Origin of the sequence: Mobiluncus porci, assembly GCF_009695935.1 — a bacterium.
Taxonomy (GTDB): Bacteria; Actinomycetota; Actinomycetes; order Actinomycetales; family Actinomycetaceae; genus Mobiluncus; species Mobiluncus porci.
In genome coordinates, this window is record NZ_VUMY01000015.1 from 1 (window position 1) to 25,867 (window position 25,867).

The window sequence follows — 25,867 nt, forward strand, 5'->3', positions numbered from 1 at the left end:
CCCGGGAAAACAGACACACAATTTGACCGACCCCAAAGTTCAGCCAAACCAACTTTCAACCCGACTTTAAGGCTCTACAACAACAAAAATCCCGGATAAAAAACACACAATTTGTCCTTTAACCCGCCGTTCTGGACGAACTGCGGCGGGCCGAGGACGGGGCTGGCGTGGACGATGAACTGCTGGACACCATTCAGATGATCGCCGCTATCATGGGCGGCATGAAGGAGGATTGATAGATTGATGGATTCCAGAGAAACGAAAAGGACTGTCCCGGTTCCGTCTGTTGGCGCAGACGGGGAACAGCCCATTTCACAAACACCTACCGCAAGTATAACAGAGGAAACGACAGAAAACAATCCCCCTGAAAAAAATTATGCGGAACTGCTGCGGAAAATGCAGCGCATGAACGACCCGGCGTATCTCCCCACGATTTCCATGAACGAGTTGTACGAGAACGTCTATCAGAGCAGACCGCCCGTCATTGACGGTCTGCTCTATCCGGGGACGTACCTCTTTGCGGGAGCGCCCAAGGTAGGCAAGTCGTTTCTGATGGCCCAGCTTGCCTACCACGTCAGCATGGGCCTCCCCCTGTGGGACTATCCCGTTCACAAGGGGACTGTCCTCTATCTGGCGCTGGAGGACGATCACCGTCGCTTGCAGGAGCGGCTTTACCGGATGTTCGGCATGGACGGCACCAACGACCTCCTCTTTTCCATCTGCGCAAAGCAGGTCGGCAACGGGCTGGAGGAACAGCTAAAGCGATTCGTGCAGGAACACCCAGACACCAAACTGATTATCATTGACACCCTTCAGAAGATTCGGGAGGCTGGCGGGGATAAGTACAGCTACGCCAACGATTATGAGGTGGTAGGAAAGCTGAAACGCCTTGCTGACGCTTGCGGCGTCTGCCTCCTACTGGTACATCACACTCGGAAGCAGCAGGCCGACGACAAGTTTGATATGATCTCCGGCACCAACGGCCTGTCGGGGGCAGCAGACGGGGCCTTTCTTCTTCAGAAGGAGAAGCGGACGGACGGCACCGCCACCTTGGATGTGGTAGGACGTGACCAGCAAGACCAGCGGCTCTATCTCATTAAGGACAAGGAACACCTGACATGGACACTGGAGCGGATGGAAACGGAGTTGTGGGTAGAACCCCCCGACCCGGTGCTGGAGGCCGTAGCCGCCTTTATCACGGCGGAGAGGCCGTCCTGGGGCGGTACGGCCACGGAGTTGGCGGCAGCCCTGCAAGTGGATATGAAGCCCAATGCCTTGGCGATGCGGCTGAACGTCCGGGCCGGGAAACTGGCAACGGACTATCATATCCGCTATGAGAACACCCGCACCCACGCCGGGAGAAGTATCAGCCTGACCCTGGATCCTCCCCAAGCGTGACGACCGTGACGGCTGTGACGGCTTTTTTGAGAGCGGGGGCGGTGTCCAAAACATCGTCACGGTCGTCACGGCTGTCACGGGGAGCGGGGTCAAATGTCAAGGGGGCATACCTGTGGGTGGAGATTGCCGCAAGGCAATACAACCCGAACCCCTTGATATTTGGCCCACGGAGGACACTTGCCGGGTGGTGGAAAGGCTGTGCCTTTCCACCTGCCCAACGGCGAGTGGAAAAGTTTAGGCGGGGTGCAGGGCGCCCTTTTCAAAGGGCGGCCCTGCTGGGGGAGGCAACCGCAGTTGCCGGGGGCAAAGCCCCCGCACCCCCTCGGAGAGCCCACGGCACTTTCGCACCAACGGGGCGAAAGTGTCATAGTGGGTTATTACACTTCCCGCAGGAAGTGCCTTCCCCGAACCCCCGTCCATTTTCAACAACCAAACATCTGAAATGGGAGGATTTTTGCCTATGGCGAGAGGCGACGGCATTGACCGCACCAACGCAAGAAATATGAGGATGACCGCTGCTAAAATCGGCAACACCCAGCAGCACAACGAACGCGAGAAGGATTCCTATGTCAACCAGGACATTGTACCAGAGCGGACGTCGCTCAATGTCCATTTCAAGGTCCCATCCGCAGGGTATCAGGAGATGTTCTCCCAAATGGAGGCCGATGGTGTGATCTCCACCCGTGGCATTAAGGCGGACGCATTTCGATACGGTGAGTTGGTCTTTGATGTGAACTCCGCCTACTTCTACAATCACGGCGGCTATGACTTCGCAAAACAATTTTACACCGACGCATACAAATCCGCAATCAAAATCGTAGGTGGAGAGCAGTATATTTTGTCGGCGGTCATGCACGCCGACGAACGCAACCGGGCTATGTCCGAGGCGCTGGGAGAGGACGTGTACCACTACCACCTCCATGTGGTCTATATCCCGGTGGTGGAGAAGGAGATACGATGGACAAAGCGGTGCAAGGACAAATCCCTGGTGGGCAAGGTCAAAGAAACCGTTATGCAGGTCAGCATGAGCAAAAAGTGGGCATCCCAGCCCGCAGTAGACGAGGCCACCGGGGAGCCATTACGAACAGCAAAGGGCAAGCCTGTGCTGAGAAAGTCGTACAGCGTCTTGCAGGATGATTTCTTTCAGCAGATGCGCTCCGCTGGCTACACGGACTTGGAGCGTGGAGAGCGTGGCAGTTCCGAGGAACATCTGACGGTCACGCAGTTCAAGGTGAAGTGTGAACAGGAGCGGCTTGCACAGCTTCAGGAGGCGGCTGTGCTGGCCCAGGCCGAGGTTGACCGAAGGAACAGGGAGGCGGCAGCTGCCGAAAAGGAAGCGGCCCAGGCCAAGGCCAAACTAAACGATGTGGCCCACATGCTGAAAGGCATGGAGAAGCTGGCGGAGGAATTTTCCAGCGACCCGGAACAGGTCTTGCCAGAAGCGGGACCGCTGGAATCGGCCAGGGCCTACCGGGAGAAAAAGGCCAAGCCCTTATGGGCGAAGATCGTCAAGGTGCTGCGGTCTGTCTACCGGGCCTACTGCGACCTCAAATCCAAATTTGAGCGGCTGCAAGCGGACTATGGCCGGGAGGTCAGCAAAAATAGTTCCTTATCAGAAAGGATTTACGAGGTCTGCGCCGAGAGGGACAGTCTAAAGGGAAAGGTCAGGGACTATGAGCGGGTCAGGCGGGCCATTGGCCCGGAACAGGCGGACAGAATATTAGAGGCCGCTTACCAGCAGGAACAGGCTGAAAAGGAACGGAAACGGGACGCAAGGCAAAAAGCAAGATTAGGCGCACGATAATCACCAAAAACGGAGGGTGTTCCAGTGAATGCCCTCCTGATTTATTTGGGGAATCGGGTAAAATAATTTCTTGTTTTTTAGAGTGTACTATGATATACTGCTATTATCCTGATTTGAGGAGTCTACCAAATATGCGGCAAGGTATTCTTAAATAAAATTTGATAATGGGCGCAAAAATGATTGCCCCTTGCAGGGGCTTAGTTTTTGTACCCAATTTAAGAATACTTTTGCCTTTTTAGTAAATATCGTGACGGACAGCGGCTCATGTAAGCCGTCATACTTCTGTTTGTCCGAAGTCATGATCCCCAGCGGTAAAAGTATTAGCCGCTGGGGATTTTTGCGCCCATTTGGGCCTTGTATGGAGGATAGACATGAACATTATCAATATCGGGATTCTTGCCCATGTAGACGCTGGAAAGACAACCTTGACGGAGAGCCTGCTATATGCCAGCGGAGCCATTTCAGAACCGGGGAGCGTCGAAAAAGGGACAACGAGGACGGACACCATGCTTTTGGAGCGGCAGCGTGGGATTACCATTCAAGCGGCAGTCACTTCCTTCCAGTGGCACAGATGTAAAGTCAACATTGTGGATACGCCCGGCCACATGGATTTTTTGGCGGAGGTGTACCGCTCTTTGGCTGTTTTAGATGGGGCCATCTTGGTGATCTCCGCTAAAGATGGTGTGCAGGCCCAGACCCGTATTCTGTTCCATGCCCTGCGGAAAATGGACATTCCCACCGTTATCTTTATCAATAAGATCGACCAGGCTGGCGTTGATTTGCAGGGCGTGTATCAGTCTGTTCGGGATAAGCTCTCCGCTGATATTATCATCAAGCAGACAGTGTCGCTGTCCTCGAAAATAACTCTGACAGAAAACACTAGTGCAGAGGTGTGGGATTCGGTCATCGAAAATAACGATGAGTTATTGGCAAAGTATATCGCAGGAGAACCAATCAGCCGGGAAGAACTTGCGCAGGAGGAACAGCGGCGGGTTCAAGACGCCTCCCTGTTCCCGGTCTATCATGGCAGCGCCAAAAAGGGCCTTGGCATTCAACCGTTGATGGATGCGGTGACAGGGCTGTTCCAACCGATTGGGGAACAGGGGAGCGACGCCCTATGCGGCAGCGTTTTCAAGGTGGAGTATACAGATTGTGGCCAGCGGCTCATCTATTTGCGGCTATACAGCGGAACGCTGCGCCTGCGGGATACGGTGGCTCTGGCCGGGAGAGAAAAGCTGAAAATCACAGAGATGCGTATTCCATCCAAAGGGGAGATTGTTCGGACAGACACCGCCCACAAGGGCGAAATTGTCATTCTTCCCAGCGACAGCGTGAGGTTAAACGATGTATTAGGGGACCCAACCCGGCTCCCTCGTAAAAGGTGGCGTGAGGACCCCCTCCCCATGCTGCGGACGTCGATTGCGCCGAAAACGGCAGCGCAAAGAGAACGGCTGCTGGACGCTCTTACGCAACTTGCGGATACTGACCCGCTTTTGCGCTGCGAGGTGGATTCCATCACCCATGAGATCATTCTTTCTTTTTTGGGCCGGGTGCAGTTGGAGGTTGTTTCCGCTTTGCTGTCGGAAAAATACAAGCTTGAAACAGTGGTAAAGGAACCCACCGTCATTTATATGGAGCGGCCGCTCAAAGCAGCCAGCCACACCATCCATATCGAGGTGCCGCCCAACCCGTTTTGGGCATCCATCGGACTGTCTGTTACACCACTCCCGCTTGGCTCCGGTGTACAATACGAGAGCCGGGTTTCGCTGGGATACTTGAACCAGAGTTTTCAAAACGCTGTCAGGGATGGTATCCGTTACGGGCTGGAGCAGGGCTTGTTCGGCTGGAACGTAACGGACTGTAAGATTTGCTTTGAATACGGGCTTTATTACAGTCCGGTCAGCACGCCGGCGGACTTCCGCTCATTGGCCCCGATTGTATTGGAACAGGCATTGAAGGAATCAGGGACGCAGTTGCTGGAACCTTATCTCTCCTTCACCCTCTATGCACCCCAGGAATACCTTTCCAGGGCTTATCATGATGCGCCGAAATACTGTGCCACCATTGAAACGGCCCAGGTAAAAAAGGATGAAGTTGTCTTTACTGGCGAGATTCCCGCCCGTTGCATACAGGCATACCGTACTGATTTGGCCTTTTACACCAACGGGCGGAGTGTGTGCCTGACGGAACTGAAAGGGTATCAGGCCACTGTCGGCGAGCCAATCATCCAGCCCCGTCGTCCAAACAGCCGTTTGGATAAGGTGCGCCATATGTTCAGTAAGATTCCTTGATACGCCACAGCAAGGATGGTTATTGCATTTCCCTGCCTTTCGTGGTAAAATGTAGTTGTAAACCACCAGAGAAAACAACAACCCTGCTACCCCCCGTTATCACCACCGATAACAATTTGATAACAGCCCATCGTATAGGGCTGGATAATATGGACACATCAAATAATCAAAAAAATGAGGTATCAAATTTATGAAGCAAAATCCGTTAAATATGATGCCCAACAACGAGTGGGAGTAGATGGCTGTTAATCGGCTACGCCGTTTGGGTCAGACCCTTTCTGCTACACTCGCTGCGCTCATTACGCCGAAGAGGTCTGACCCGCTGGCTACGCCGGTGAGGCTCCTGACCCGCCGGCTAGGTTGATGCCGTTTAGTCTTCGACCATCTTGTGAAGAGAACGGGCCGCTTCAGTGATGGTGCCGGAGATTGACGGGTAAATCGTGAAAGTGCCGGCGAACTGGTCGACGGTCAGGCGGTTTTTCACGGCGAGAGTAAGCGGGAAAATGAATTCGCCCGCATATTGAATACAGATAACCGCTCCCGCAATCGTCCGAGTGCGCCGCCTCGCAAAGAGCTTCACAAAGCCTTCATCAATGCCCCGCATCCGCGCCCGCGCGTTGCGGGCAATCGGCAAAATAACGCTGACGCAATCTACCTCTCCGGAATCTACCTGGGCCTGGGTGACCCCGACCGCGGCAATCTCGGGGTTTGTGAAAATGTTGGAGGAAACCTGTGAGAGTTCGAGGGGCTCCACTGCATCACCAAGGGCGTGCGCAATCGCGAGACGCCCTTGCGCCGAGGCCACCGAAGCCAGCAAGAAGACGCCGGTACAGTCCCCTGCGGCATAGATGCGGTTTGCGGTCGTGCGCGAAACCCGATCCGTCTTGATGAACCCGCGCTCGTCGAGCTCCACCCCGGCCTCTTCCAATCCCATCTTGTCCGTGTTCGGAATCGCACCCACAGCCATCAAGACGTGGGATCCCTCGATTTCGCGGCCGTCGTGGAGCGTCACAATAACTTTGTCATCCTCCACGCGAGCCGCTTCCGCGCGGGAATTGGGGAAGATATTGACGCCATTCTTCTTGAAGACTTCCTCAATGAGACGCGCCGCATCGGGGTCGTCATTGGGAAGAACGCGGTCTCGAGAACTCACGAGCGTAACCTTTACGCCCACAGAATTGAAAGCCGAAGCAAATTCGGCGCCGGTCACACCAGAACCGACCACAATGAGGTGTTCCGGGACTTCTTTCAGAGAATAGATTTGTTTCCAAGTCAGGATGCGCTTTCCGTCCGGCATGGCGCGGTCGAGCTTGCGGGGGCGGGCGCCAGTGGCAATGATGACCGCGTTCGCTTCGAAGCGACGCTCGCCCACCTTCACAATCCGCATCCCATTTTCGCCAGTTTCGGGACAGACCTCACCGCGACCGTGAATGATCTCCACCCCATCTTCCGTTAGCCGGTGAGTGATTTCCTCGCTTTGAGCTGCGGCCATTCTTCCTACCCTTTGGAAGATGCCCAAGACATCGGCGGTATAGGAACTGCCTTCTTCGATGATGTTGAGCTCGCCGGCACGCCGGACATTGTCCATCCAGACGGAGGAGGCGATCAGGGTTTTTGAGGGGATAACATCGGTCAAAACAGCAGAGCCACCGGGACCCTGCTCTTCGATCAGAATCGTGCGCGCCCCGTGAACTCGGGCTTGAGCTGCCGCTTCGTAGCCGCCTGGGCCACCGCCAATAATAACCACCGTGATTTCGTTTTTTGCCATGACTCTATTTTGTCAGAGCTTCGGGGTGGGGGTGACGTTTTGGAGTTATTAGAGGAGCCGGTTGGGGAGAGCCGGAACAAAACCCAACCACTTAGTGAATGGACTTTTCAACTTAAAATACTCTCAACCATCCCTGGGGTGGCTGACGGGATTAGCGCCTGGGGTGAGCCTGAACCTTACGCGGTACACGACGGTGCCGTCTCGGTGCGTGATGGGGGTGATGCCTTGCATGATTTTCCCCCTCTGCGTCACGCCCGTGTCACGCTTGGAGCGGCGCAAGACTGGTTTTCGTTGCGGTTCCGCGATTTTAGTGGGGTGGCTGACGGGATTTGAACCCGCGACATCCTGAACCACAATCAGGTGCTCTACCGCTGAACTACAGCCACCATTTATTGCAAAATAAGCAACCAGACTATTTTACAAGATTTTCCGCTGTAGCGAAACTCGGAACCTAACTCTTGAAAGCGGAAGTCTCGGTGACCTGTTTCGCGGTGGCGCTCAACTCGTCAGCACTCGGGCCGTCACCGTTCGGGAACAAGGCCGCACGGTAATAGCGCAGCTCGTTGATGGAATCCTGAATATCCCCAAGCGCCCGATGGTTCCCGAATTTTTCCGGAGCCATACCGTAGACTCGCGGGAACCATCGCGAAGCCAGCTCCTTAATCGACGACACATCCACAATCCGGTAGTGCAACCAGCCCACGAGATCCGGCATCTGCTTTTGCAAAAATGTCTTGTCTGTCCCGACCGAGTTCCCCGCCAGCGGCGCTTTTCCGGCCTCAGGAACGAAACGTTTTACATAGTCAAGCACTTGCTGAGAGGCTTCTTCAATCGACAAACCACTGTCGAGCTCAGCGAGAAGACCCGACTTGGTGTGCATTTCGCGAACGAACTCACCCATGTGGTTCAGCGCCGATTCGCTAGGTTTAATCAACAAATCAATGCCCGAATCAAGTGGTTGTAAATCGAAATCCGTCACAATAACTGCAATTTCAATCAACTCGTCCTTTTCCAAGTCCAGGCCGGTCATCTCGCAATCGACCCACACCAGCGGATCAGTTTTCGCTTTAGTCATCTACCTCACTAGCTTCCTTTATCAGAGTTCTTATTCAAGCCTAACCTGCAAACGCGACTCCCGAAACTCTAGGCATCTTCCAAGAGGAACTTTTGGAGAATCGCGTCGAGATTAGCCATGCTGACGGCTTTCGTCATGGCTCCGCGCAAGGGACCCGCAGATCCGAGTTTGCTCAAGCGAAGCTCCATGTCAGAGGCGCAGTCGGGTAGCGCCACTTCGTTGATGGTTTCCCGAACCTGGTTCAGGTAGAGGCTGCCGGCGTTGGAGAGCACCCCGCCGATGACGATCATCTTTGGATTCAGGATATTGCAGGTCTGGGCCAAAACATATCCCATTGCGGTTGCGGCCTTTTGAACCCGACGGATAACGCGAACATCGCCTTCATCAATCAAGCGGAAAAGATCGGAAAGTGAATGAACCGAAAGACCGATTTCTTGGAGCGAAGAGAGAATCGCGCTTACGGAGGCTACTGTTTCCAGACAACCGGTTCCCCCGCACTTGCACAAAGTGGTGTATCCAGGAACGGGAAGATGACCGATTTCGCCGGAAATGCCACCAGTGCCGTAAAGGATTTGGCCGTTGTTCATGATACCCGCGCCGATACCGAAAGAAGCCTCCACATAGATAAAGTCATCAATATCTCGAGCCTCGCCCCACATGTGTTCCGCCAGCGCCCCGGCATTGGCGTCGTTTTCGGTCAGGATGGGGAAAGGGGCAATAGCCTGGGCTTTTTCTTCGAGATTTACCCCGTTCCATCCCGGAATCATCGAAGTTGAATAAGACAGGGTGCCATCGGAGCGGACCGCATTCGCCACTACCACACAACCAGCGACGACCTGAGAATTCTTTAGTCCGCGCTGAGCCATCATGGCGTCGAAGAGGTCAACCGCCTTTTCTTGGCCTTCCTCTGCGGAAAAACCGCGGGCCATGGGGAGGATTTGGGTGTCCACAATCGTGTGGTCCAGGGTCACGATACCGACCCGAACCTGTTCGCGTTCGATGGAAACCCCCATGGCGTAGCCGATGTCGGGAGCGAAAGCGATGGTATTACCGCGACGTCCCGAAGCAGCTTCTGCCAGTCTCAAAATACCGACATCCGTCAGCTCTCGAACAATATTGGAAACTGTTGCGGGTGCTAGACCCGTACGGCGAGAAATTTCCGCCTGAGAGATGCCGCCAGCGTCAATGATGGCAGCTAATACGCGTTTTTGGTTCGCCATACGCAGTGAAGACGGCGAACCTGGACCGGAGAGATTTTCGATTGCCACTCGGTCATTTTAACAAAAAAGTAGAGATTTGTGTGTTTTTTGTTCGAGGAATGAAGAGGAATTTAGCTAAGTGTGCCAGCCTGTGACTCCCAGTTGGTGGGTTCGCCGATGCTTTGACGGATTCGGTCTATGACTTTGGCGGCGGATAAGTTGTTGGCAGTGAACCGTTGGTGTCCGGCTTCGAGCGCTGGCAGTGTGTCGGTTATCATGCGGGCTTCGGGCAGGGTGAGTTTTCGCTCGAAGCTTTGAATAAATGCTTGCACCGCGCCATCATTTGGGATCCCGTTGTAAAGTAGCTCGCCTTGACGATTGGTGATAGTGACTTCGTCCATAAGGGAATGGCCGTTTTCAGGGGTGAGAATCAGGCGCACCGTATTTACAAGATTCTTTATTGTCTCGTCGTGGGCATTGGGAGGCGTTCACCGCGCGGGCGGTCACGTCTGGCATCCTCAGCGGGTCAGTCTCCATTAGGTACTTGAAATCGGGATGAAATCGACGAAAGTCATCACCAACTATAGAGACAAGGTAGTTATCTCCAAATTGCTGTTGAGCAATTTTGGTAGCTTGCGTTTTACCCGCGCCAGGTTGCCCACCAAGAAAAACAGTCACAGGGTTATGACTTGTCGTAACATCGGCGAATACAAGCGGCTTAACTCTGTTCTCCCAGCGGGAGATAATGGCCTCATCTTCCATTACACGGCAACCGGAATCTTGTTAACGTCAAGTTCGGCTCGGCTAGCTTCCCATTTCTTTATCTTGGCGATTTGCGTGCCCTATCGCGAGCGTAAACCAAATCCCGCTCGCGGACGAGTTCAAGCTGCTCCTGGAACAGCGCAACGGCCAATGATTTATCTCCTTGTGCTTCCGCTCTGTCCTGCGCTTCAGTGAGCCACCCGCCTAGCATTGTTCCCGCCTCGTAGAACACGTCGTAAAGTACCGTGTCTGAATAGTCCTCGTAGTCGTTGCGAATCATATTGACCCCTTCCCTCCGAGCTGGTTTTACCAGTATTGAGCCGGTTCTCAGAGGTTGAGAAACCAGAAGATAAGGTCACTAATGAGGACTCAGACCCGTTGCAGACACGTCTATCCACACTTAGAAAAAATAAAACCCACAGGTCAGACCCTGTTTAATGGCGCCCCCGACAGGACTCGAACCTGCAACCGTCGGATTAGAAGGCCGGTGCTCTATCCATTGAGCTACGGAGGCTAAAACGGCTTGATTTAAAACCGTTAACTAGGCCAGCTTAACGTATTTTCAACGTTTAATCCCCCTGTGGAAAACCCGTTTTCCACATGGTAAAAAATTTCCGCTTGGGGAAGCTCGAAAAATCTTGAAAACTGGGCTCGATACCAACCGGGATCAACCTCAGTTACTGGCGCAAAATGCGCCGAAAGGAGACAATCATGAGTTCGATGAATGTGACCGTCAACGGTCGCCTGGGAAATACCCCACTGTTGCGCGAAGGAGCGAGCGGGACAAAGTGGGTGAAATTTAGCCTCGCCACTTCCTCCAATTACCGAGACCAGGACGGAAAATGGCGAGAAAGTGAAACCATCTGGTTCAACTGCAAAGCATGGGGAGCGCTCGCGCTCAATATTGCTAAGTCGCTGCACAAGGGCGATCCGGTAGTGGCGCAGGGGCGGATCGTGGTAGGGACCTACGACCACACCGATAAAAACACCGGAGTGGTGAGTGAACGCGCCGATATCGCCTTGCACCTGACCCATATCGGCATTGACCTTGTCCACGCTGCGACCTTGAACGTCAAGTATGCCGAGGAGAAGAAACCTGAAGAAACCACCAGTTTCGATCTGGAACCGGGAGAAGCCACCTCCCCAGCCCTCACCGAAGTCACGGAGGTTCCTGATGAACTCGTCGAAGAAATTGACGAAGTCGAAGAATCTTCCCTCGTGGGAGCCGCCGCAGGCGTGCCTTTCTAATTTCAGATAGCATGGGGGGTGGGGCTACTCTATTGCCCCACCCCCGCTTGCTACTCTGGCATCGGGGGAGTCCGCCACGGCTAAAGCCGTCAAGCTGCAAAAGGAAAGCATGAGCGAATACATCTACCAGATGGTCAAAGCCCGTAAGAAAGTTGGCGACAAGCTGATTCTTGATGACGTCACCATGGCCTTTTTGCCGGGAGCAAAAATCGGCATGGTCGGCCCCAACGGCGCCGGAAAGTCCACAATCTTGAAGATTATGGCGGGAATGGATGAGCCCAGTAACGGCGAGGCCATTCTTTCGCCAGGGTATTCAGTCGGCATTTTGCTCCAGGAACCTCCCCTGAACGAAGACAAAGACGTGCTGGGGAATGTGGAAGAAGGCGTGGCGGAAATTAAGGCCAAGCTCGATCGCTTCAACGAGATTTCGGCCCAGATGGCTGATCCGGATGCTGATTTCGACAAACTCATGGAGGAAATGGGCAAACTTCAGGAAGAAATCGATGCTGCTGATGCCTGGGATCTTGATAACCAGTTGGAACAAGCGATGGACGCGTTGCGCTGCCCGCCGGGAGACGCGGATGTGAAGACTCTCTCCGGAGGGGAGCGTCGCCGCGTGGCGCTGTGTAAGCTCTTGTTGCAAGCTCCAGACTTGCTCCTGCTGGACGAACCCACCAACCACCTTGACGCTGAGTCGGTGCTGTGGCTTGAACAGCACCTCAAACAGTATCAAGGCGCGGTAATTGCTGTCACCCACGACCGTTACTTCCTGGATCACGTGGCTGGCTGGATTGCTGAAGTCGATCGGGGACACCTCTATCCCTACGAGGGTAACTACTCGACTTATCTCGAGAAGAAGGAGGAACGTCTCGAGGTCCAGGGACGAAAGGATGCCAAACTGGCGAAGCGCTTGAAAGACGAGCTGGAATGGGTGCGTTCTTCGGCGAAGGGACGTCAGGCCAAGTCAAAGGCGCGTCTGGCAGCGTATGAAGCCATGGCGGCGGAAGCGGAAAAGACTAGGAAACTCGACTTTGAGGAAATCCAGATTCCGCCGGGGCCGCGCTTGGGAACCACCGTGATTGAAGCGAAGAACCTCAAGAAAGGATTCGGGGATCGGGTTCTTATTGAAGACCTGTCCTTTAGTCTTCCACGAAATGGCATTGTCGGGATTATCGGCCCGAACGGGGTTGGCAAAACGACATTGTTCAAGACGATTGTGGGGCTCGAGCCGCTTGACGCTGGGGAGCTGAAAATCGGAGAAACTGTTCAGATTTCTTATGTCGATCAAAACCGTGCGGGAATCGACCCTAATAAGACCTTGTGGGAGGTGGTTTCTGACGGAGCTGACTTTATTGAAGTCGGCAAGGTCCAGATGCCGTCTCGAGCCTATGTTTCCGCCTTCGGGTTCAAGGGAGCCGATCAGCAAAAGCCGGCTGGGGTTCTCTCCGGCGGGGAGAGGAACCGCTTGAACCTGGCTCTGACCTTGAAAGAGGGCGGGAACCTGCTGCTGCTTGACGAGCCGACCAACGACTTGGATGTTGAGACTTTGGGCTCGCTCGAAAATGCCTTGCTGCAATTCCCGGGATGCGCGGTGGTTATCACCCACGACCGCTGGTTCCTGGATCGCGTGGCTACCCATATTTTGGCGTATGAAGGCACCGAGGAGAATCCGGCGAACTGGTATTGGTTTGAAGGCAACTTTGAGGGGTATGAGGCTAACAAGATTAAGCGGCTGGGGGAGGAAGCAGCGAGACCGCACCGGGTGACTTACCGGAAGCTGACGCGGGGGTAGACTCACTAGGCAGCTATGCCACTACGTCGCCGGGTCATACCTTTTTGGCCACACTTCGTTACGTAAAAGAGGTAAGGCCTTGTCGGCTGGGCTCTGAGTAGTCGGCGGCGGAAACCTCGAATGTGAGTTAAGCGTGATACAACGAGCGCTTTTACGGCTAAACTGAATGCAGTAAAAGCCGTCCAAAGGTGTACCTGGATTTTACGAAGGTTCAGGCGCGCCTTGAAGGGACTCAAGAGAAAGACTGTTTGAGGGTCGAACGCAGTGAACGAGACTACGCATTACCTGGAGGGCTATTTTCCCCAGGTTCAAGAGTTGGCCAGGCGCCTGGGAGTGGACACAGACTGGTGGGATTTTGCTGGAAAATACCACCAAGTCACCCAACTGACTTTGATGAAAGTGCTTGATGCGCTCGGATTTTCGCTGCAAGAACCCGGAGACATCGACCGCGCTTTTACGAGGCTGGAAGAAGAATATTGGTTGGCAACCCTGCAGCCCGGCTGGGTGGTCCGCCAATCGACAGGTGCCGAGATACCGGTTCACGTTCCCGACGGTACCGACCTGGAGGTTTTGGTGGAGACAGAAGCCGGTGAAACCATTACTCTGCAACAAATCGACAAGTGGGTTAGCCCTCGGGATTTTGCGGACAAGCGAATCGGGGAAGCCACTTTCTTTCTCCCTCCCGAAATGCCTCTCGGATACCACCGCTTGAAGGCAAAAACGGTCGAAGGAGAATTCGACACGGAAATCGCGGTCGTTCCGGACCGCTTGTCGTTGGGATACCTGGAGAATCAGCGCTCTTGGGGAATGATGACCCAACTCTATTCCCTCACCTCGCGGGGCTCTTGGGGAATGGGCGATTTCTCGGATTTATCAAGTCTCGGGCGAATCTTTGGAAAGTTTGGCGCGGATTTCATCTTGACCAATCCCCTGCACGCGGGGGAGCCGAGCCTGCCGATTACGCCTTCGCCGTACCTGCCGGTTTCGCGCCGGTTCTTGAACCCGCTTTATATTCGTCCCAACGATATTCCCGAGTTCAATGTCTTGGACTCGGAAGGAACCGCCAAAGTCAAGGTGGCCTTTGCACAAGCCGCCAATGACTTGTTTTTCCCCGACCGCGAGAAACAAATCGACCGAGACCGCTCCTGGAAAGCCAAACGCGAGGCGTTGGAACTGATCTTCAAGCTCCCTCGCTCCCGTTCGAGAGAGCTCATCTTCCAAGAGTTCAAGAAAAACCGCGGACAATCCTTGGAAGACTTTGCGCTGTGGTGCGCCATCTATGACAAGCTCGGTAGTGGGCCTTGGCCGGGGGAACTAGCCGATATCGATAGTCCCGAGGTTGCTAAACTCCGCGAAGAGCTCAAAGTGGAAATCGAGTTTTACTGCTGGCTACAGTGGGTTTCTTCCACCCAGCTCCACGAAGCCCAACAAACCGCGCTCCTGGCGGGAATGAAGATAGGGATTATGAATGACCTCGCGGTGGGAGTCCATAAATATGGGGCGGATGCCTGGTCTCTCCCGAGAGCCTATGTTACCTCCATGTCAGTTGGCGCCCCGCCGGATATGTACAACCAACTCGGCCAAGACTGGTCCCAGCCGCCTCTCAACCCGCGTTTCATGCGGCATCACAACTGGGAGCCCCTGCGTAGTATCATCCGCGCCGCCCTTGATGACTGCGGCGCCTTACGCATCGACCACTTGATGGGGCTATTGCGGCTGTGGTGGATTCCCCAAGGGGCGAAACCGAATGAGGGAACCTATGTGCGATACAACCATGAAGCCACGGTGGGAATTCTGCTTCTGGAGGCCTCACGCGCAGGAGCGCTAGTAGTCGGTGAAGACCTCGGCACGGTGGAGGACTGGGTGCGAGACTATATGGAGGAACGAGGGATTTTTGGGACATCCGTGTTGTGGTTTGAAAAGAATCCCGACAATTCTTTCCGACTGCCGGATCAATATCGCGAGATGTGCATGGCCGCAGTGAATACCCACGATCTTCCTCCCACCTTGGGGTATTTGCGAGCCCAACACCTCATTGTTCAAGACCGACTGGAGATTCTTCCCACATCTTTGGAGGAGGCCAAGCGCGGCCTCGCGGAAGATATTGGTGAAGTGGTTGGGGTACTTTACAGTTTGGGCTTTATTGACAACGAGGATCCTACCGAGTGGGAGTTGATTCTCGGGTTGCATCGCTTTATTGGAACCAGTCCCGCGAAATTGGCGGTAGTGTCGTTGGTGGATGCGGTGGGGGACATGCGGATGCAAAACCAGCCGGGAACCAATAACGAATACCCCAATTGGCGGATTCCCCTTGCTGACTCCCTCGGACACCCCCTGAAGGTCGAGGAACTGGAGTATTACGTCGGGGTTACCGAGATTTGCCAGTGCATGAACGAAACGATTCATCCGGGCGCCTCGGAAGAGGAATACGCCTTTGAATAGAAGGATTCAGCAAGGGCTAGCCTGATATTGGGAGCTGGTTGAACCAATTCGGGGACTTTTCGGAAGGGATATTTCTGACGTTTCCACGAAAAATAGTAAAAAAGTCCGTGTTTTGGGGCAAAATAGTATCTAACAATACCTGCCGTAACTGTGAATGAGGGAAGGAAGCGTCAGCGTGCCTTTGAAAAAGAATCCTGCGGGAAAGCCTGGGAAGAACCCGACTAGTGAGGCCACTCCCGCGAAGTTGCGCGCGGAAGCCACTTCATCCGGGGATTCAGCTCTAAAATCAGGCAGCACCGCGAAGAAAGTCTCGGGTGGGAAGACCCGCCCGAGCGCGAAAAACTTGAAACCTCGCCGCGGAGACTCCCATCCTCAGGAGAAGACGGGGGAAAAGCCTCCACGCTCTCGTCTTTTCGACAGGTTTTTTGCTGATGACTGGTACCGGCATTTTTTGGAATATTTCTTCGTGGGAACCTTGATTCTCTGCGTTGGGGTTTTGACGAAGCGGCTCGGACAAGCCGACATTATCGGAGACCAGGGTCTCGGCAGCTCTCTGAAATCTGTGCTCCCGATTGCCGATATCCTCTATTACGTCGGGGCGGCGATGGAGTCCTATTTCCCGCTGATGGTCGCGTTCATGCTGGCTTTTGCTGCCGCCAAACGACCCAATGCTGCGGTCGCTTTAGCGGTTCTGTCCGGGTGGTCGGGATACATCGGGGCAACTACCGCGCTTTCCCAGTATTCCACAGGGGCAACTTCAGGAGCCATTGCCGGAATCGACCTGGGGCTATTCGGTGGAGTTCTAGTCGGTTTCCTTTCGGCAGCTTGCTGGTCCACCTTCAGGTTCCGCCGCGTCACGACTTGGGCGCGCATGGTCAGCGGCATTCCCTTGGTGATTATTATCACCGCCACTGCCGGCGTTATCCTCGGGATCCTCACCGGCGTGGTCTATCAGCTTCTCTACCTAGTTGTGGTGCTGGGATTGGGTGCCCTGTTCAAAACGGCGCCGGAGCCGGTTGCCGCTGCCATCTACGGCTTCCTGCATCCACTGGCGGAAGTGACCGGTTGGGGTAGTTTGCTCGATATTACGCCGTTCAAGCTCTACGGATCTTGCCAAACTCCGAGCGGGGACACTCTAAACGGCTCCTACACTTGTTTCATCTACGGGGGGTCTCAAATCGAAGGCCAGCAGGCTCTGTTCCTGGCCGGTGGATATCCGGTGGTGGGCTTCGGGCTAACCGCGCTGTTCCTGGTGTTGTGGTTCCAACTCAGAGGTGAGAACCGGCAGTACTGGAAGATTCTCTACTGGCTCGTCATCCTGTCGACTTTCTTGGCGGGAGCCGAAAAGGTGGGGATTTTCATGCTGGTCTTCTCTGCGCCCGTGTTGCTCCTGGCTCACATGGTGGCCTCCGCGCTTTCCTACGCGATTACCGCGGTTTTAGCCATTACTGTTGGCTGGGCGGGAGGCCCGGGACTGATCGATTTGCTCCGGTGGCAAAAATCTGGAACTGGCGCGATTCTACTCGTTATTTTGGGGATTTTCTTCGCCGCCATCTACGTCATCATGGGGATGCTGATTATGGGGCGGCGCGGCAAAAAAATCAGCCTACCTGGTTTCGGGGTTCCCTATATCACCAAGCCCTTTATGGGAATTCCCACTCCCGTTGGCAAACACGGGAAGAATGCAGGAAGCGAGGGCGAGAAACCCGCGAAAGATGCCGCGATACATGCTGCGGACAATGAGTCCGATGCGCGCGGAAAGGGATCAGCGGATCTGGACAATGCGGGACCCAACAATGTCTCTAAAGAAATCAGAGGGAGCTATCGGGACGAAATCAAAGCGGAAGAAACTGGTAAAGACGCCGTAGGTGACAAGACCAGTCCGGAGGTCGCCAACGTCTCAGCAGAGCCGGAGCCTAGCGCGGATATACCGGCGCAGCCTGCCACCACAACGGCGACAGAGCAGGAATTCGCTAGTCAGCTGGCGGACGCGCCGCAGATGCCGACTGGGGGCGAGCCTGAGCCAAGCGAGCCTGTGCCTAGCGAGCCCCAGCTGAGCGAGCCTGTCTCTAGCGAGCCCAATCCGGTTTATCCCGAAGTTACCTACCCGGATTATCAGGGAGGATTTGCGGGAGAACCTGCTGATTATTCCGCGGGCTACCAGGCAGATTACTACCCACAGCCGGTTTATCCCCCGCAGTCATACCAGTCCCCGACAACGTATCCACCGGAAGGCTATGGCGCCGACGGGTATTCGCAAGTGGATTACTCACAAAACGGCTATCTACAGCAATACGGGGAGCCTGGGGTGGAACAACCCTACGCCCCGCAGCCATACCAAGAAGCTTCCTCTGCCCCTGACGCTGTCTATCCCGAGGGACCAGAGGCGCAATATCCGGTGGAGGCCCAGAGCACGGAGGAGTCTGCTGCCCAGTACCCGAATGCGGCGCCACGCCCAGGAATGCCAGGTTACCCCGCGGGATATCCGTACCCGCCGCAAGGGTACCCCTACCAGTAGACGATTCTAGCGGGGATGGTTCGGGCTCATTTTGGTAAAACCCTGGAGGGGGATTTACCAATTTGGCCCGTCCCCATTGGTAAAAACCGGCTCGGGAATCAGCCGAGGTCGCGAGCCTGGGCGGTGGCGATGCGCTCGGCGATGGCCTGGTTTTCTTTCATCATCCGCGTCAAGGCTGCCGGAGCATCCGCGTTGGCGGAGAGCCAATCGCGGGTGAGCGCGAGCACGTCCACTCCCGTGTCCTCGAAGCCAACCAGTTCGGAAGGATAGAGCCCTTCAATAATCTGTTCACCGATTTCGTGGGTCTTGTCTCGATAGGTGTCCACAATGGAATCGAAATAGCGCGACGCATAGGGAGCCAACAAGCGCGGGTTTTTTCCTCGATTGAAGCCGGCAATGAGACTGCCGAGCTGGTCATTGGTCAGGCTCGAGTCCGCATAAATCAACTCGAAAGCCGCTGACTTCTGGGCGGTATCGGGCAGTGCTGCCTTGGCTTCCAGGACTCGCTCGCGACCGTTCACGGTGTCATCGCGCCGGAGCTCCGCATTGATTTCTTCTAGAGAGACTTTCCCGGAAGTGGCTAGGGAAGTCAAGAGATTCCAGCGCATTTCCGCATCGAGAGTGAGACCGGTGAGAGATTCTTGGCCTGTGAAGAGATCGGCGGCAGACTGAATATCTTCGGGCGTAGTAGCACACCGAGCGGCAGCGCGCACGAGCTGGAGCTGGGCATCGGATCCGGCCTTGGCAAAGCGAGCTAAACGTTTCAGAGTTTCACCGGTAGTCTTGGCGATATCTGCGCGGTTTGCGGGATGAATATAAGACTCCAGAGCCTGATTTATGCCCCGTAAAGTGACTGAAACGACTGTTGAATTAGTTTCCACCACCAGCGCCCGCAAGGCAACCTCCACGAACTTTCGCGCCGAAACTTCCCCGTCACGCACCATGTCCCACAACACGGTGAGAACCTGGGAACGAGGGAGGGACTGTTCGAAAGCGCCAATATAGTCGCAGGCTTTCCCCAAAGAGTCTTCGTCTAACCGGACTTTGCCGTAGGCCAAATCGCGGTCATTGACCATCAAGACGTCTGCCTTTTGACCCGCGAAACCGGGCAAGTCGACGCCCTCGCCTTCGAGATCAAACTCCTCCTCATGACCGGGGACAAAGACCTTGTGGTCCTCACGTTCCTCGAGGTTATAGGCTCTGACGCTGATGCGCTGGGGACGGAGGCTCGCTCCTTCGGTAAAGACCTCCTGGACAATCCGCAAGGAAGCGATGGTACCGTCCTCGTGACGTTCCAGAGCAGGCTTTATCCAGGTCATACCCGCTTCCTCGAGCCATGCCTTTGACCAAGCCCGCAAGTCCTTCCCGGAGGCCTCTTCGAGCTCGGTGAGCAGGTCAGCAAGGGTAGCGTTACTCCACTCGTGCTTCGCGAAATAGCGCCGGATACCGGTCCGGAAATTGTCCCAACCGACGTAGGTCACTAGCTGGGAAAGCACGCAGGCACCCTTGGCGTAGGTAATTCCGTCGAAGTTCACCTGGACGTCTTCGAGGTCGTTGATAGTCGCGACGACCGGATGGGTGGAGGGGAGCTGGTCTTGACGATAAGCCCAGGTCTTTTCCGAAGCCGAGAAGGTCGTCCAAATGTCGGTCCACTTGGTGGCCTCCGCGGTCGCTTTCGTCGACATAAACTCAGCAAAGGACTCGTTCAGCCACAGGTCATTCCACCATTTCATGGTGACGAGGTCCCCAAACCACATGTGAGCCAGCTCGTGTAAAATCGTCTCGACGCGGCGCTCCACGCGGGTTTCGACGGGACGGGAACGGAAGACGTATTCGTCGCGGAAGGTGATGCAGCCCGCGTTTTCCATCGCTCCCGCGTTATATTCCGGCACGAAAATCTGGTCGTATTTACGGAAAGGATAGGGGCGTTCAAAGGCGTTTTCGTAATAGGCGAAGCCGGCGCGGGTGATGTCCATAATCTCCTCGGCGTCGAGATGCTTCACCATTGAGGCGCGGCAGTAAACCCCGAGCGGGATGGTCCGCCCGTCGATGCTGGTGAGCTCGCCGGTGGAGCCCTCGTAGGGGCCAGCAATAATCGCAGTGATATAGGAAGAGATTTTCTCTGTCGGGGTAAAGCGGTGGATGGCTTTTGACCCGTCCGGGGTAATCTCTGGTTCCGGAGAAGGTGAGTTGGACAACACCTTCCAGTCCGGCGGGGTCGTCACCGTGAAAGTGAAGTCCGCTTTGATGTCGGGCTGCTCGAACACCGTGTAAACGCGTCTGGCGTCTGGCACTTCGAACTGGGTATAAACGTAGGATTTGTTGTCCTCGGGATCAGTGAAGCGGTGCATGCCCTCGCCGGTGTGCATATAGAGGCAGTCGGCCTTTACCCGGAGATGATTGTGTTCCCTGAGGTCGGGGAGGGGAATGCGGGAGTCCTCATAGGTCGCAGGGTCGAGACTTTGGTCGTTCAAGGTGATTTCATGGACCGTGTCGGCGATGAGGTCAATAAAGGTTGACGCTCCTTCACGAGCCTGGAAGTCGACTTCCGTTATGGACTCGAAAATCTTGTCTCCCTTGGTTAGGTCAAGATTGACCCGGTAGTGAGCATCAACGATGATCTCAGAGCGGTTTGCGGCCTCTTCGCGCGTCAAGTTTTGTCCCGGCATGCTGGCTCCTTTGTTTTTTCGCATTCTAGAAATAAATACCTAAGCCATTGTTGCACGTCTTAGCGACTTTAGTCGAAGAATCAGCACGGAGAAGTCTGCATTTGTCCTGCCCTTAGCCTAAACTTGAACTTATCGAAAGGAGGCGCAGATGGGGTTCCCCAGCGTACATGGCCGTGCCGCACAGTTGCTGACGTCTTCCCCGTGCGCCTCACGACTTTCTTGTAGAAGCATTCGGGCGCTGAGTTTGCTCCTCGCGGTGATTCTCGGCGGGCTGCTGCTGAGCGCCTGCGGGGGTCCAACCGATAAACCTGACTCCCAGTGGAACCAGCCGGTTAATGCGGCCCCCGCCCCTGACGGCTGGGTGAACGGCAAAGACGGGGCATTTCGGATTCAAATCCCGCCGAACTATCTGGACGCTTATGACGCGGTTAGTGGACAAAAACTCCCAGATGCGCAGGTGATTTTGTCGCTGCCATCAGATTTGGCCTTGAACGGGTATATTCCCGCGCTGGTGATTGACCACGCGAAAGCGACTTCTGATCCTGACGTGGTGAAGGCAACACTGAAGGAAGACGATATCTATAAGGACTTCACGGAGTTTACCGTCTTGCACCCCACCAAGGTGGAAGGACTTAATGTCCTCTCAATGAGCTGGAAATATCGCTATCAAGAAGTCGAAATGACGGCCTTCATGACGATGGTCTCGGGGAACAATCACGCCTATGCCCTGAAGCAAGATGTGCCTGATTACGCTTTGGAAACCTATAAGCCGATTATCGACACGGTTTTGAAAACCTGGACCTGGAACGAGCCTCAGAAATAGTCATCTCCCCCTCAAATCGGTGACAAACTTGGCTTGACGTGGGACAATTGAGTCATGTCAACGAGGACTTTACAATCACCTGCTCTAGACTTGCTGGCCGCGGATCTCACCTCGGAAGTGAAGCTGAGTTTTCGCCCGCTCACACAGGCCGACACTATTCCTATGGCGAAACTCCACGCGGAGGCCTATCGGGATTCCGGGTCTAGCGCCTCGGGACAGTTGAAGCTGTTTTGGGAAGGAGCCTACGGGCCACTGTTGGATGCGGCGACTCTTGGTGCTTGGCATGATGACCGGCTAGTCGGAGTGGTGATTGTCCTGGAAAGGGCCCCCGACGAGTGGTGTTCTGATGGGGATTGCGACACACCTTTTATCGCCGATTTATTTGTGGATCCCGAATATCGCCGCCAAGGGGTGGCTTCGGCTTTGATTATGAAAGCGTCTGCCGCGGTTTCGCATTTGGGGTGTGAGGCCTTGACCTTGCAGCTGGATATTGCTGCAGCTCCCGAGGCCATGCAACTTTATGACGCTCTGGGTTTCTCGACGAGCTAGGGATTTCAGACGCTGGTAGGGTGGAGACCATGACGAAGAATCCTTTACTGGGCTCGCTGGAGCCCGCCGATTTCGATGAAAATATCCGCCCGCAAGATGACCTGTACCGGTATGTGAACGGGAAGTGGTTGGAGACCCACGAGATTCCTGCCGATCGCGCTTCGGACGGGTCGTTTTATACCTTGGCAGAGACTGCCGAAAAACAGGTGCGGGCGATTATTGAGGACTGCTTGTCCGGTTCGATAGAGGGGGAGCTCGCGAGGAAGGTCGCTTCGCTTTACGGGGCGTTTATGGACGAGGCCGCGGTCGAGAAGGATTCGGGGCCGAGCTTGAAGCGACTGTGGGAGCCGCTGGGGGTGGCAACGTCGAAGGAAGACCTGCGCGATTTGTGGGCGCGCACCTGGAAGTCGGGAACCTATGACGGGTTCTTCGGGATGGGGATTGACATCGATCTGAACAATCCCGAGCGATATGTGAACTACTTCGGGCAAGACGGGCTCGGCCTTCCTGAGCGGGCGTATTACCTGGAAGACAAACACGGCGAGATTTTGGCTCAGTACCGAGACCACGTCGCAAAGATGATGGAGATGGCCGGTTTCGTGGGCGGTGGAGACGCGGCTTCTACGGCAGCCAAGACGATTGTGGATTTTGAAACCGAGATTGCGAAACTCCACTGGGACAACGTGAAAACCCGCGACACGGACGCGACTAATAACCCGATGGATTGGGAGGAGATTTCCGTAAAGATGCCGGCCTTCGGCCTGGATGCCTGGCGAGAGGCTTCGGGATTGCCGGACAAGATGTTCGAAGAGGTCAACGTGGGAATGCCGGACTTTTTCGAGAATATGGACAGCTTGTGGGATTCCACACCGGTGGAGGCCTTGCGCCTCTGGATGGCTTGGCATGCCCTAAACGGCCAGGTGAGTTTGCTGTCCGCGGAACTCGTAGAGGCCGATTTTGATTTCTTTGGGCGCAAGCTTGCCGGCAAAGAACAACTTCGCGACCGTTGGAAGCGCGGGGTTTCCCTAGCGTCCTCGGTGATGGGGGAGGCCCTTGGTGAACTCTACGTGGCGCGCCACTTCCCGCCCGAGGCCAAAGAAAAGATGGGGCGTCTGGTTGATAACCTGATTGCGGCTTACCGCGAATCGATTGGCTCGCTGGATTGGATGGGTCCCGAAACACGCGAAAAGGCGCTCGAGAAGATGAGCCTGTTTACCCCGAAGATTGGCTACCCGGACAAGTGGCGAGACTACTCGAAGCTCGACGTGTCCGCTCCGACCCTGGTTGAAAAGGTCGCCTCGGCTTCGGTGTTCGGTTCGGATTTCTGGATTGAAAAGCTAGGCGGACCGGTCGACCACACGATCTGGCACATGACCCCGCAAACCGTTAATGCCTACTACAACCCGACTGACAACGAGATTGTTTTCCCCGCAGGGATTTTGCAGCCACCTTTCTTTGATGTCAACGCAGATCCGGCCGTGAACTACGGCTCAATTGGGGCAGTGATTGGCCACGAAATCGGTCACGGCTTTGATGACCAGGGCGCGAAGTTCGATGGACACGGCAAGGTGGAAAACTGGTGGACTGAGGCGGATTTGGCGGAGTTTGAGAAGCGCACTCACGCTCTGATTGACCAGTATGACGCGTTTGTTCCCCGCGGACTGCCGGAGGAATTTCACGTCAACGGCGCGCTCACGATCGGCGAGAACATCGGGGACCTCGGCGGGCTCGATATCGCCTGGAAAGCGTATCTGCTCGAGTTGCGCTCGCAGGGAATTGAGGATCCCGCGGACGCGCCGGTTATCGAGGGGCTCAGCGCCGCCGAGCGGTTTTTCCTTTCGTGGGCGCTATCGTGGCAAAACAAGGTGCGCCCCGAGATGGCGAAGCAGTTGATTGCGATTGACCCGCACTCCCCGGCCGAATTCCGGTGTAACGGGGTGGTGGCAAATCTCGATTTGTTTGTTGATACTTTTGGAGTGAAGCCCGGAGATGAGCTCTGGCTTGAACCCGAGAAGCGCGTGCGGATTTGGTAGGTGATATGAGCCTGACACCGCCGAAGTTGCGCAGTACGCTACGCCCGCTCCACCCCGAGACCCGCGGGGGAGCGGTGACGTGGCTGACGGTCGCGGCTTTGATTTGGGCGGGGCTGTATTGGCTGAACGAAAACCTCTGGAACTGGATTTTTGCCGGACTCGGGCTCGATACGAGCGAGCATATTCCCGGCGCGGTGCATTTCTTCTTCTACGATTCAGCAAAAGTGTTGCTTTTGCTGGTGGGGATGATTTTTGTCATCGGGCTGTTCCGGACGGCTTTGAACGCGGAGCGGGTGCGAGATTATTTGCTCGGTAAGCCGCTTGCCTTGGCGCTGGTTTTGGCGGCGGCCCTTGGTGCAGTCACACCTTTTTGTTCCTGTTCCTCAATCCCGCTCTTCATCGGCTTCGTAGCTGCCGGGGTTCCGCTTGGGGTGACTCTGACGTTCCTGTTGGCCTCGCCTTTGGTCAATGAGGTCGCAGTAGTGATGCTGGCGCAATCTTTCGGCTGGCAAGTCACGCTTGCCTACGTGGCTTCGGGTCTTCTGATGGCGATCTTGCTCGGGGCTTTGTTCACGCGCCTGCAACTTGAGAACCAGGTGAAGGACTTCGTTCGAAACACGCCGGTGGCGAAGCTCCAAGCCGAAGGCGGCACGATTACGCTCGCGAGGCGCATTGACGCAGCACAAGGCGAGACTCGTGAGATTGTGGGACGCGTCTGGAAATGGGTCCTGGTTGGTGTCGGGATTGGCGCACTCATTCACGGCTGGGTTCCCGCCGACTGGCTCGCGGCCCACGCCGGGCGGGACAATCCGCTCGCGGTGGTTCTGGTCACGGCGCTTGGTGTGCCGCTTTACTCGAATGCCGCCGGGGTTATCCCAATCGCCGAGGCGCTGTGGGCAAAGGGCATGGCGACCGGGACAGTATTGGCCTTCATGATGGGCACGGTCGCGCTGTCCTTCCCGGAATTCATCCTTTTGAAGCAAGTATTGAAGCCGAAGCTCCTGGCAATTTTCTTCGGCTCGGCCGCGGTTTCAATCATGCTTCTTGGCTTCCTCTTCAACCTGATATTCCCATAAACAAAGGAGAAAACAATGAACATCAAGATCCTCGGATCCGGTTGCCCGCGCTGCCAGGCCCTCGAGCGTGAAACCCGCGAAGCGGTAGACCGGCTCGGCCTCGACGCGCAGATTGAGCACGTCACCGACCTACCGTCCATCATGGGCTACGGCGTCATGTCCACCCCGGGCCTGGTGGTTGACGAAAAGGTAGTCTCCACCGGCAAAGTTTTGAAGTCCCGCGAAATCGAACCTCTGCTCTCCTAGGTCGATAGTGAAACCGGGGAAGTATCGGGCGTTTCTGGTGACGGACTGGGATTGGTCGCGCCGATAAGCGTACCCGAATAGCCACAAGGCGTACCCGAATAACCCACCTGGGAGGGTTCTACCTTGGTGGAAAAAAGGGGTAAATGTGTCTGAACTGGGCATTCAGAATTTGAA

20 protein-coding genes and 2 tRNA genes are annotated in these 25,867 nt (G+C 55.3%); 13 read left to right on the forward strand and 9 right to left on the reverse strand.

What is annotated here, in order from left to right:
* The first annotated feature begins 243 nt into the window (after positions 1-243).
* The 3 genes from FYJ63_RS08270 (at position 244) to tet(W) (ending at position 5,493) form a co-directional block, all read left to right on the forward strand.
* The gene (locus FYJ63_RS08270) at positions 244-1,398 is read left to right on the forward strand and encodes a helicase RepA family protein (protein WP_052792089.1); all 1,155 of its coding nucleotides are present in this window, start codon (positions 244-246) and stop codon (positions 1,396-1,398) included.
* A 502-nt stretch (positions 1,399-1,900) separates the two neighbouring features.
* A complete protein-coding gene (locus tag FYJ63_RS08275) occupies positions 1,901-3,202 on the forward strand; it encodes a plasmid recombination protein (RefSeq protein ID WP_441539838.1) in 1,302 nt (433 codons plus the stop codon).
* A gap of 371 nt (positions 3,203-3,573) precedes the next feature.
* Positions 3,574-5,493 carry a tetracycline resistance ribosomal protection protein Tet(W) gene (gene tet(W), locus FYJ63_RS08280; RefSeq protein ID WP_154545655.1) on the forward strand — a complete coding sequence of 640 codons (1,920 nt, stop codon included), beginning with the start codon at positions 3,574-3,576 and terminating at the stop codon, positions 5,491-5,493.
* A gap of 370 nt (positions 5,494-5,863) precedes the next feature.
* On the opposite strand, the gene FYJ63_RS08285 is transcribed toward tet(W), so the two are convergent.
* On the reverse strand, positions 5,864-7,261 hold the full coding sequence (locus FYJ63_RS08285) for an NAD(P)H-quinone dehydrogenase (protein WP_154545657.1): 1,398 nt from the start codon (positions 7,259-7,261) through the stop codon (positions 5,864-5,866).
* A 138-nt stretch (positions 7,262-7,399) separates the two neighbouring features.
* On the opposite strand from FYJ63_RS08285, the gene FYJ63_RS08290 reads away from it, so the two are divergent.
* A complete protein-coding gene (locus FYJ63_RS08290) occupies positions 7,400-7,594 on the forward strand; it encodes a hypothetical protein (RefSeq protein WP_154545659.1) in 195 nt (64 codons plus the stop codon).
* Here FYJ63_RS08290 and FYJ63_RS08295 read toward each other — a convergent pair.
* From FYJ63_RS08295 to FYJ63_RS08325, 7 genes are all read right to left on the reverse strand, one after another.
* Positions 7,573-7,647: transfer RNA gene (locus FYJ63_RS08295), tRNA-His, on the reverse strand. The genes FYJ63_RS08290 and FYJ63_RS08295 overlap by 22 nt on opposite strands.
* Before the next feature lie 65 nt (positions 7,648-7,712).
* Positions 7,713-8,336, reverse strand: a complete 624-nt coding sequence (gene orn, locus FYJ63_RS08300; protein ID WP_154545661.1) for an oligoribonuclease — start codon at positions 8,334-8,336, stop codon at positions 7,713-7,715.
* A gap of 68 nt (positions 8,337-8,404) precedes the next feature.
* Positions 8,405-9,604, reverse strand: a complete 1,200-nt coding sequence (locus FYJ63_RS08305) for an ROK family transcriptional regulator (protein ID WP_338106888.1) — start codon at positions 9,602-9,604, stop codon at positions 8,405-8,407.
* Between the two features lie 62 nt (positions 9,605-9,666).
* Positions 9,667-9,975: a hypothetical protein gene (locus tag FYJ63_RS08310; RefSeq protein WP_154545663.1), complete on the reverse strand. Its 309-nt coding sequence runs from the start codon at positions 9,973-9,975 to the stop codon at positions 9,667-9,669.
* On the reverse strand, positions 9,953-10,297 hold the full coding sequence (locus FYJ63_RS11520; RefSeq protein ID WP_154545665.1) for a zeta toxin family protein: 345 nt from the start codon (positions 10,295-10,297) through the stop codon (positions 9,953-9,955). The genes FYJ63_RS08310 and FYJ63_RS11520 overlap by 23 nt, the downstream gene beginning before the upstream one ends.
* 58 nt (positions 10,298-10,355) lie before the next feature.
* Entirely contained in the window at positions 10,356-10,577 is a 222-nt protein-coding gene (locus tag FYJ63_RS08320) for a hypothetical protein (protein WP_229770081.1), read from the reverse strand.
* A 158-nt stretch (positions 10,578-10,735) separates the two neighbouring features.
* A tRNA-Arg gene (locus FYJ63_RS08325) sits at positions 10,736-10,811 on the reverse strand.
* A gap of 197 nt (positions 10,812-11,008) precedes the next feature.
* Between FYJ63_RS08325 and ssb the strand changes: the two genes are divergently transcribed.
* The 4 genes from ssb to FYJ63_RS11220 all read left to right on the forward strand — a co-directional run bounded on the left by ssb (position 11,009) and on the right by FYJ63_RS11220 (position 18,297).
* The gene (ssb, locus tag FYJ63_RS08330; RefSeq protein ID WP_154545667.1) at positions 11,009-11,545 is read left to right on the forward strand and encodes a single-stranded DNA-binding protein; all 537 of its coding nucleotides are present in this window, start codon (positions 11,009-11,011) and stop codon (positions 11,543-11,545) included.
* Positions 11,546-11,654: 109 nt separating this feature from the next.
* Entirely contained in the window at positions 11,655-13,337 is a 1,683-nt protein-coding gene (gene ettA / locus FYJ63_RS08335; protein WP_154545669.1) for an energy-dependent translational throttle protein EttA, read from the forward strand.
* 264 nt (positions 13,338-13,601) lie between these two features.
* Positions 13,602-15,779 (forward strand): 4-alpha-glucanotransferase, encoded by a 2,178-nt coding sequence (malQ, locus tag FYJ63_RS08340; RefSeq protein ID WP_338106889.1) that lies wholly within the window; start codon positions 13,602-13,604, stop codon positions 15,777-15,779.
* 175 nt (positions 15,780-15,954) lie between these two features.
* Entirely contained in the window at positions 15,955-18,297 is a 2,343-nt protein-coding gene (locus FYJ63_RS11220; protein WP_338106890.1) for a PTS glucose transporter subunit IIBC, read from the forward strand.
* Positions 18,298-18,395: 98 nt separating this feature from the next.
* On the opposite strand, the gene pepN is transcribed toward FYJ63_RS11220, so the two are convergent.
* Positions 18,396-20,966, reverse strand: coding sequence for an aminopeptidase N (gene pepN / locus FYJ63_RS08350; RefSeq protein ID WP_154545671.1), 2,571 nt, complete (start codon positions 20,964-20,966; stop codon positions 18,396-18,398).
* 148 nt (positions 20,967-21,114) lie between these two features.
* Between pepN and FYJ63_RS08355 the strand changes: the two genes are divergently transcribed.
* The 5 genes from FYJ63_RS08355 to FYJ63_RS08375 are packed head-to-tail and all read left to right on the forward strand — an operon-like array spanning position 21,115 to position 25,693.
* Entirely contained in the window at positions 21,115-21,789 is a 675-nt protein-coding gene (locus FYJ63_RS08355) for a hypothetical protein (protein ID WP_229770082.1), read from the forward strand.
* Between the two features lie 54 nt (positions 21,790-21,843).
* On the forward strand, positions 21,844-22,338 hold the full coding sequence (locus tag FYJ63_RS08360) for a GNAT family N-acetyltransferase (RefSeq protein ID WP_154545673.1): 495 nt from the start codon (positions 21,844-21,846) through the stop codon (positions 22,336-22,338).
* Positions 22,339-22,367: 29 nt separating this feature from the next.
* Positions 22,368-24,371, forward strand: a complete 2,004-nt coding sequence (locus FYJ63_RS08365) for a M13 family metallopeptidase (protein WP_154545675.1) — start codon at positions 22,368-22,370, stop codon at positions 24,369-24,371.
* 5 nt (positions 24,372-24,376) lie between these two features.
* Positions 24,377-25,447, forward strand: coding sequence for a permease (locus FYJ63_RS08370; protein WP_154545678.1), 1,071 nt, complete (start codon positions 24,377-24,379; stop codon positions 25,445-25,447).
* A 15-nt stretch (positions 25,448-25,462) separates the two neighbouring features.
* A complete protein-coding gene (locus tag FYJ63_RS08375) occupies positions 25,463-25,693 on the forward strand; it encodes a thioredoxin family protein (protein WP_154545680.1) in 231 nt (76 codons plus the stop codon).
* The last annotated feature ends 174 nt before the right edge of the window (positions 25,694-25,867 follow it).